General features: G+C 68.6%; 5 protein-coding genes and 1 pseudogene. 3 read left to right on the top strand and 3 right to left on the bottom strand.

Annotated features, from left to right (window positions below; genetic code table 11):
* The first annotated feature begins 35 nt into the window (after nt 1-35).
* Nucleotides 36-3,458: a serine/threonine-protein kinase gene (locus tag ON27_RS18400; protein ID WP_043728632.1), complete on the top strand. Its 3,423-nt coding sequence runs from the start codon at nt 36-38 to the stop codon at nt 3,456-3,458.
* A 12-nt stretch (nt 3,459-3,470) separates the two neighbouring features.
* Here the strand turns inward: ON27_RS18400 and ON27_RS18405 are convergent, their stop codons facing one another.
* From ON27_RS18405 to ON27_RS18415, 3 genes are all read right to left on the bottom strand, one after another.
* Complete coding sequence (locus tag ON27_RS18405) at nt 3,471-4,763, bottom strand: GGDEF domain-containing protein (RefSeq protein WP_245560003.1); 1,293 nt, start codon at nt 4,761-4,763, stop codon at nt 3,471-3,473.
* Nucleotides 4,764-4,881: 118 nt separating this feature from the next.
* A complete protein-coding gene (locus tag ON27_RS18410; RefSeq protein WP_043728635.1) occupies nt 4,882-5,994 on the bottom strand; it encodes a terpene synthase family protein in 1,113 nt (370 codons plus the stop codon).
* A gap of 314 nt (nt 5,995-6,308) precedes the next feature.
* Nucleotides 6,309-6,980 carry a PAS and ANTAR domain-containing protein gene (locus ON27_RS18415; protein WP_043728638.1) on the bottom strand — a complete coding sequence of 224 codons (672 nt, stop codon included), beginning with the start codon at nt 6,978-6,980 and terminating at the stop codon, nt 6,309-6,311.
* A 583-nt stretch (nt 6,981-7,563) separates the two neighbouring features.
* Between ON27_RS18415 and ON27_RS18420 the strand changes: the two genes are divergently transcribed.
* Both ON27_RS18420 and ON27_RS18425 read left to right on the top strand, forming a co-directional pair.
* A complete protein-coding gene (locus tag ON27_RS18420) occupies nt 7,564-8,433 on the top strand; it encodes a helix-turn-helix domain-containing protein (RefSeq protein WP_043728641.1) in 870 nt (289 codons plus the stop codon).
* A 120-nt stretch (nt 8,434-8,553) separates the two neighbouring features.
* A pseudogene (locus tag ON27_RS18425) lies at nt 8,554-8,912 on the top strand (amino acid permease); the annotation flags it as partial.

Raw genomic sequence — 8,912 nt, forward strand, 5'->3', positions numbered from 1 at the left:
CGCAGAACCACCGACTTCCGACACAGAACAGGACCATGGCCGGTTCGGACCCGTTCGCCACCCAGCACGATCGGCCCCCAGGAATCGAGCAGGAACTGGAGGGCGCGGGTCTCGACGACCCCGAAGTGATCGGCAAGGGCGGATTCGGCGTGGTCTACCGCTGTCGGCAGCGGGCGCTCAATCGCAGTGTCGCGGTCAAGGTCCTCACCGCCCGGCCCGACCTCGAGCCGGAGAACGTCGAACGTTTCCTGCGCGAGCAGCAGGCGATGGGAGCCCTGTCCGGGCACCCGAACATCGTGCCGATCCTGCAGGTGGGCACCACCCGCAGTGGGCGTCCCTACCTGGTGATGCCGTTTCACTCGCACGGTTCCCTGGAGGACCGCATCCGCCGCGAAGGTCTCCTGCCGCTGCCCGACGCGATCGGGATCACCGTCAAACTGGCCGGCGCCCTGGAGACCGCGCACCGCGCGGGGATCCTTCATCGCGACATCAAACCGGGCAATGTCCTGCTGACCGACTACGGCGAACCCCAACTGACCGACTTCGGTATCGCCCGGGTCGAGGGCGGTTTCGAGACCACCACGGGAGTGGTGACCGGTTCTCCCGCGTTCACCGCGCCGGAGGTGCTGCGCTCGGGCACCCCGTCGGTGGTTTCGGACGTCTACGGGCTCGGCGCGACGCTGTTCGCCATGATCACCGGGCACGCGGCGTACGAGCGCCGTTCCGGCGAGCAGATCGTCGCCCAGTTCCTGCGCATCGCGGCCGACCCGCTGCCCGATCTGCGGCTCGAGGGCATCCCCGACGACGTGGCCGCCGCCATCGAGGCCGCCATGGCCCACGATCCCGCCGACCGGCCGCCCTCGGCCGCCGCGTTCGGTGAGATGCTGCGCGCGGTCCAGCGCGGCAACGACATGCCGATCGAGCACATGACGCTGCCCGCCGCCGACCACCCGCCGCCGGAAGACCTCAGCACGCGCCCGATGACCGCCACCGCGCGTTTCCCCACTCCCCATCCCAAGACGCCGCCGACGCCCGAGACCAAGTTCCGCCCCGCGATGCCGACGCGACCGCTGGTCCGGCGCGACCGCCTGATCAACGCGCTGCAAACCGAACCACGGCCGCGGCTGGTCGTCATCCATGCCCCGGCCGGGTTCGGCAAGAGCACGCTGGCGGCCCAGTGGGCCAAGCGCCTCACCGAGACCGACAAGGTGGCGGTGGCCTGGTTGAACGCCGACCGCGACGACAACAACGTGGCCTGGTTGCTGACACACCTGATCGAAGCGTTCCACCGCGTGGTCCCCGCGCTGGCGCCCGACCTGGCGCCCATTCTCGAAGAGGGCGACGACGCCGCCGCACGCTACGTGCTCACCACGCTGATCGACACCATTCGGCAACGCGACGAACGGTTCGCCCTGGTGATCGATGACTGGGATCGGATCACCGATCCCGCGGCCGTCGACGCCCTGCACTACCTGATCGAGCAGGGCCCGCACCACCTGCAGATCATCTTGACCAGCCGATCGCTGGAGAGTCTACCGCTGGGCACCATGCGCGTCCGTCACGACCTCGTCGAAATAGACGCCGCCGCATTGCGTTTCGATGCCCAGGAGGCACGGGCCTTTCTCGCCGAGCAGACCGGGCTCACCCTGGCCGATGCCGAGAGCGCGGAGCTGCGCGACTACACCGAGGGATGGGCGGCGGCCCTGCAACTCGCGTCGCTGTCGCTGCGCGAGCGCCCCGACCCGGCCTCGCTGATCGCTCACCTGTCCGGCCACCACCACGCGATCGCCGAGTACCTGGCCGAGAACGTGCTCGACACCGTCGAGCCCGATTTGCTCGACATCATGCTCAAAACCTCGCTGCTGGAACGCGTCTCCGGCAGTCTGGTCACGGCCATGACCGGACGGCCGCACGGGCAGGCCGTCCTGGAGAATCTGGAACGCCGCAATCTGTTCCTGCGTCGCGTCGACGAGGACGGCGACTGGTTCCGCTACCACCATCTGTTCGCGGAGTTCCTGCGCAGGCGACTCGAACGCGATCAGCGCGAGCAGGTGCCCGAGCTGCATCGCGCTGCGGCCACGTGGTTCGCCGACCACGGGATGCTCAGCGAAGCCATCGAACACGCGCTGGCCGCAGGCGACGAGGAGAAGGCCGTCGGCATCCTGGAGGCGAAATCCCGCGATCTAGTGCAGGACGCCCAGCTCGCGACGTTTCTGGGATTGGTCGCCAAGCTCCCGCCCGCGGCCGCCGCCGCCCGCCCTCGGCTGCAGGTCGGCGTGGCCTGGACGAACGCACTGCTGCGCCAGCCCACCGAACTGCACGCCGCCCTGCGGCTGGTGCGGGCCTCGCTGGCCAAGGCCGAGGCCGCCGATCCCGATCTCGCGCTCGAAGCCGACCTGATCGAGTGCGTGGAACGCGCTTTCGCCGACCGCCCGGAGGGCGTGGACGCGGTGGTCGGCAAATGCCTGGGCCGGGCCGACACGCTGGGGCCGTGGGCGCTGTGCGCCGCCGCGAACCTCGCCGCGTTCTCCGCGATCAGCCGATTCGACTACGAGCGGGCGCGGGAATGGCACGACTGGGCCACCCCCTTCTACCAGCAGACCCGCAGCACGTTCATCCTCATGTACAGCCACAGCCTGGTGGGCATCGCGGCACGGGAAGAACTCGATATCGCGGCGGCCGAGCGCAGCTTCCGCACCGCGCTCGAACTCGCCACCGCCTGCTCGGGCCCGCAGTCCTACGCCGCTCGTCTGGCGGGCGCCCTGCTCGGCGAACTGCTCTACGAACGAGACCAGGTCGCGGTGGCCGAGCGGCTGCTGGACGAAGCCGGCCGCCTCGGTATCGAGGGCGGCCCGGTCGACTTCCTGATGGCCAACTACGCCACCGGCGCCCGGATCAAAGCGCTGCGCGGCGATCTCGGGTCCGCGGCACGGCGGCTGGACGAGGGCGCCGAAGTGGCCCGGGCCCTGAAACTGCCGCGCCTTGCCACCCGCGTCGCCAACGAACAGGTCCGGCTCGGCTTGACGGCCACCTACGTCACCGAACCGCCGGCCGGCGAAGGCGGCATCGCCCTGATGGCCGCGGAATTGCGGGAGGATTCCGCGATCCGGATGCTGCTGCGGTCCGGAGCCGCCAAACGGGTCGCCGCCGCGGTGGCGCGCGCCCAGCAGTTACGGGACTCCATAGACGCCGTTCGGCGACCCCGGGCCGCTGCGCAGGCGTCCCTGCTGCTCGCCACCTGTCTGGCGGCGGCCGGAAAGACCGAGGCGGCGAAGGACGAGTTGGTCCCCGTCGTGGCCAGGTACGCCGACGCCGGTCTCGTCCGGCCGCTGCTGGACGAGGGCCCCTGGATCATGTCTCTGCTGCACAGCGTGCACTACGACCTGCGTGACGGCCGCTGGCACGAGGAATGGCCGATGGTGCCGCCCGCATTCCTGCACAGACTGCTGGCCCGCTGAAGCGAGCGCGGCTCACACCACCGGTTGCGGACCGCGAGAGGTGTCGGTGTCGAGGATGTGCAGCACCCACCGGCCCTTACCGTCGGCCTTCGCCCGATAGAGACCGGTGTCGGCGGCATCGAGCAGCGATTCGGCGTCCGCGCCCGCGACCGCGGTGACGACCGCGCCGATGCTGATCGACATGCGTAGTCGCCGATCACCAGCCGTGATCGGGTCCACCAGCGCCTCCAGCAGACTGTTCGCCACGGTGGCCACCCGGTGGTCGCTGGCGGGCGGCGGGATCAGCGCGACGAACTCGTCGCCGCCGATGCGGGCGACCAGGCACCCGGAGCCGCGCACGCTGTCCTGCAAGCGACCGGCCACCGCGGTCAGGATCTGATCACCCGTCCCGTGGCCGTAGCGGTCGTTGACGTGTTTGAAGCGGTCGATGTCGACGAAACACAGTCCCGCGCGGTCTCCGTTGCGGGCCTCCGCGATCATCGCGTCGATCCGCTCGATGAGATGCCGCCGGTTCGGCAGTCCGGTGAGCGGGTCGTGCCGGGCCTGCCGGTGCAGTTCCTCCCGCATCCGGTGCTGCTCGGTGACGTCCTCGCCGACCGCGAGCAGATAGTCGCTCTGTCCGTCGACACCCTTGACGAAGGTGATGGCGAACGAGGCCCAGCCGTAGCTGTCGTCGGCGCGGCGGATCCGCTGCTCCAGTTTGACCGTGCCCTTTCCGGCCGGGACCAGCTTGTCGTACACCAGTGTGCGGATGCCCTCGCGGTCGTTGGGGTGCGCGAAGTCGTAGACGGACACGCCGCGCAAGGTCTCGGCCGGGACGCCGATCATCTCGGCCAGGCCCCGGTTGACGTCCAGCAGCGTCCCGTCGGTGTCGCCGATGGCGATCGCGATCGCCGCGTTGTCGAAGACCACCCGGAACCGTTCGTCGGCCGCTCGGGCCGCGTCGATCGCCGCCACCTCCTCCGAGCGGGACTGCGCTTCGTGTCCCTGACCGACCGCCGCCAGCAGCGCCGCGAGCCGCCGTCCGTGATCCGGGGCCGCTCCCGGCTCGGCCAGTCCGTAGAGGACCTGCGCGGACGCGATCGGCACGGCCGGACCGACCAGCCCGGCGGAGGCCAGCGCCGCGCCGACGCGCAGGCCGGCGCCGGCGTCGAAGGGTTCGGCTCGCAGGGCGCAGACCAACTCCTCGACCAGGCCGAGCAGCACGAGCTCGGGGTCCGGGACGGACACGGACCCCTCGGCGACGACGGCCTGCAACGCGCGCCACCACAAGTTCGCCATCGAGGCGAGTTCGATCTGTTCCACCGCAACCCCCTCACCGTTCAGGCCGGAGATAGCCCCCGACGCATCGTATCCACACAAGTTCCGGACCGTCGAGTACTGCCGCCTGGAAGCATTCCCAGGGGTGGCGAGGGTGGCGCGCCTATCTCAGCCCGTTCTCCCGGAATATCGACGCACCTTTGTACCGCAGCGTCTCCACTTGCCACACCCAAGTCGCCTGGACACACGCGATCAAATCGGCGATGTGCGTCGAGACGGTGGCCGCCACAGCGGCGTCTTCCGCGGCCAGGCGCGCGCATCGTTCGTCCGCGGCCGCGCTCACCTGCCGGAATTCCGCGAGCCGCGCGCGCACGATCTCGGTGGCGCCGCGCACGGCGTCCTCCAGCGACCATCCGGGATGGTTGAGCAACACCGCCGGGATCAGATTGAAATCCGCGAGGTCGACGATGCACTCCTTCTCGAAGGAGAACACGTCGTTCATCAGCGCGCCGATCTCCACGGTCAGCACCCGCAGCCGCCGGAGGTCTCCGGCGAGTTCGGTGTGCCCGATCCGGTCCCACGGCAGGTAATCGTCCCGGCCGAACTCGCACAGCGCGATCGCCGGATACATGCCAGAGACCTGGGCTCGCAGATCGATGTACTCGGTGACGCCGAGCAGTCCACCGCGCGCCCGGGCGTTCTGGTCCTGGATCGCGGGCCGCAGATGCTCGATGGTGGACTCGATGAACCGGTCGAGCCAGGCCGGGTCCGCGAGTGCGGACAGCCTCGTGAGAAACGCCGACGTCGAGGTCTCCAACGGGGTCGGGTCGGCGGGCGCCGAGCGGGTGCGCAGCAGCACGCACAGCCGCTCCATCGCGACGCGCGCCCGTCGCTGCTCGTCGTCGCCGAGGTGCCCGAATTTCTCCCGGCCGACAGTGTCGTTGAGCCAGAACAGGATCGCGTTGTAGAGACCGATGATCGTCATCCGCTCCGCGCTCACGGCGCCGGGATGCAGATAGGGCGTCATGCTGTTGTAGTGCGGTCCCGCGGGCTCGAGCCAGATGCCGTGGGCGCGGCAGAAGCGCTCGACCTCCGCGCATGCCTGTGCACCGAACCGATTGGGCCGGAAATCGCGGCAGTAATCGACGATGTCCCAGTCGGCCGTGCCGAACATCTCGCGCAACGACCACTGGCGCCCGTCCCGCAGCAACATCTCGTGCTGCCCCCGCATGGTGACGATTTCTTGCTCGAGTGCCGATGTGTACTCACTGACCACAACGACTTCCTCCCACTATGGTGACTTCTAATGAATTGTCTCCGACTTATCGGGAGTGGGATCGATCGAAGGGCGAAGATCACGCAACTTCCGCTCGCCCGATAGCGTTGGCGCACGCGGGATCTGGCGTCGCAGCACGGCAAACGGCGAGTTCACCACCGAACCTGATGCCACGGCGCGCGCTCGCCGTGACCCATCCAGGCAAGCGGCCCGTCTGGGACACGCGACCCACCCCGGCTCGAATGTCGCCGAGTTCGACAGTCGAACGCCCGAGGTATCCGGTCAACGACGCGACACGGCGAGCGAGGACGCGCTCACTTCGACGGCGCGACGTCGTGCATGGTCAGCAGCAGATGATCGAAGCGGGCCCGTTGCGCGGCCGGACCGCCACCCATCGCGGGAATCTCCGCGACCAGTTGCCGCGCCAGCGTTCGCAGCTTGATGTTGGTCTCCTGGGAGCGCCACTGCAACACCCGGAACGCCTGTTCGGCGTTGATCCCGTACACGAGCATGAGCACACCCTTGGCCTGCTCGATCACCGCACGCGACTCGACGAGTTCGGGCAGCGTGTCATCGAGGATCTCCTGCCGGTTCTCCTCGAGAGTCTCGGACACGTCGATGAGATAGCCGCGGGCGCCGACCACCGACTTCTGCTCGTCGAGCATGCGGTCGGCGACGACGATGACGTGATGAATTCGCCCGGCGGTGTCGATGACGCGGTGGCGGCCACAGAACGGCTCCCCGGTTCGCACGGCGGCGGCGACGGACGGGTCGGCCGGCGCGCGGTCGTCGGGGTGCTTGTGCGCGAGCAGCAGCTCCGTGCTGGGTCGCTCACCGCCCTCGGCGTAGCCGTATATGGCGGCCGCTTCGTTCGACCATTCCCAGCGCTGATCCTCGAACCAGAAGCGGAAGGCACCCATGCTCTGCGGCGTGCCCGCGAAGACGCTCTCGATCGCGGAGGCGCTTCGCAGCGTCAGGTGATCCATCCTCGTCACGCGGTCATTATCCATCGGCGTCCGTGGGCGACGGCGCGGAACACGGAATGAAATCGAATTGTGGCAAACTCTCCGCATCCACATCAAAGCGCTGTCTACCTATGAAAAACGACCAAAAGACGATGACAGTGATACGTCAGCAATCAACCCGCAATAGCCTGCGGGCCGCGGCGCTCGGACACTGCCGCCGCCGAGCCCGGCGTGAGCGACCGGCCGATGCAGGGTGCGCCGGATCGCGGGTGCTTCCGTCCACGCCGCGAGGGCAACCACGACGGGGGCGCGAACCCGCGGGCGATCGCGCTCGCCTGCGGCATTCCCCCCGTCCGCCGAATGCCGCCGAGCAGGTCCGCGAGTATTCGCGGGCCGCTTCCACCGAACAGCCGGTCGGGTTCCCCCCGCAAGATTGCGCGGCTGACGCAATCACCCTCGAAAACACCGACCATAACGTGGATCACGGGAGGTAGTCTCTGTTGCTGTGCCCACACTCGGCACAGATCCGCTGCACATAGGCCGCATACGTGGGCAAGGGTCATAACACGTTGCAGCCAGTGCGCAGACCGAAGGGGTTGTACTGATGGCAGGCAAGCGCACCGTCCTGACCGTCCGGTTGCGGCGGTTGGCGGCAATGCTGCACGAGATGCGCGAGAACGCCCAGCTCAGCAAAGAAGAGGTCAGCGCGAAGACCGGGATCAACGTCACCACGCTGTACCGGATCGAGACCGCCCAAGCCCGTCCCCAGCGTCGCACCCTGATGGCGATGCTCGACCTGTACCGCATCGGTGAGGAACAGCGCGAGGACGCCCTGGAACTGCTGTCGGACGCGCTGAAGCCCGGCATGTCGCGCGCCTACGAGGGCAGCGTGTCGGAGGTGTACGCCGCTTACATCAACTTCGAGTCCGAGGCGCTGTCGGCCCGGCACTACCAAACCTCCATCGTCCCAGGGCTTTTGCAGACCTACGAGTACGCGACCGCGGTCATCGACACCTCGATGCCGAAGCTGGAGGCTTCGGTCATGGAGAGCAGGGCGAAGGCCAGGATGGATCGCGCCGTCAACCTCACCAAGGAAGACCCGCTCGAGCTGTGGGTGGTGATGGACGAGGCCGCGATCCGGCGCACCGTCGGCGGCCCGGCGGTGATGCGGGGCCAGCTCGACCGGCTGCTGCAGGAGATCAAGCGCAAGAACGTGATCCTGCAGATACTGCCGTTCGACGCCGGTGCGCACCCCGGGATGGCGGGCTCGTTCACCCTGCTCGACTTCCCCGACCCGGCCGACCCGGAACTGGTCTACGTGGAAGGCATCGCGGGCGACGAACTGATCGAGGGCCACACCGAGATCCGCCGCTTCGGGGTCATCTTCGACCAGCTGCGCGCCATGGCGCTGAGCCCGCGCGACTCCGCGGCCATGATCGTGGAGGCCGCGCGCCGGATGGACCGGATGGATTAGCCGCGGCCCGAGCGGGCGCGCCGCGACGGAGACCGGGGATCGGCGCGTGAAACGGCTCGGTCGAACGACTATTCCGCCGCGGAGTGGGTACCCTCGCCCTTACTGCCGAGGGGAGGACGCATGTCCGACGTCACTGTCCATCCGACATCCGAATCCGGGCCCGGACTCAAACGGGTGATGGGGCCGGGGCTGCTGTTGCTGTTCGTCGTCGGCGACATTCTCGGCACCGGCATCTACGCGCTCACCGGAAAGGTGGCCAACGAGGTCGGCGGGGCGGTGTGGGTGCCGTTCCTGGTGGCGTTCCTGGTCGCGCTCATCACCGGCTTCAGCTACCTCGAGCTGGTCACGAAGTATCCGCACGCCGCGGGCGCCGCCCTCTACACGCACAAGGCCTTCGGCATCCATTTCCTCACCTTCATGGTCGCCTTCGCGGTGATGAGCTCGGGAATCACCTCCGCGTCGACGGCCTCGCGGGCGTT

Origin of the sequence: Nocardia asiatica NBRC 100129 (assembly GCF_000308415.1) — a bacterium.
In the GTDB taxonomy this organism is placed as follows: Bacteria; Actinomycetota; Actinomycetes; order Mycobacteriales; family Mycobacteriaceae; genus Nocardia; species Nocardia asiatica.

What these genes read in the sequence shown, in the direction of transcription:
- ON27_RS18400 (WP_043728632.1), top strand. Translation starts at nt 36, where the DNA reads ATGGCCGGTTCGGACCCGTTCGCCACCCAGCACGATCGGCCCCCAGGA.
- ON27_RS18415 (WP_043728638.1), bottom strand. Translation starts at nt 6,980, where the DNA reads ATGGATCACCTGACGCTGCGAAGCGCCTCCGCGATCGAGAGCGTCTTC.
- ON27_RS18420 (WP_043728641.1), top strand. Translation starts at nt 7,564, where the DNA reads ATGGCAGGCAAGCGCACCGTCCTGACCGTCCGGTTGCGGCGGTTGGCG.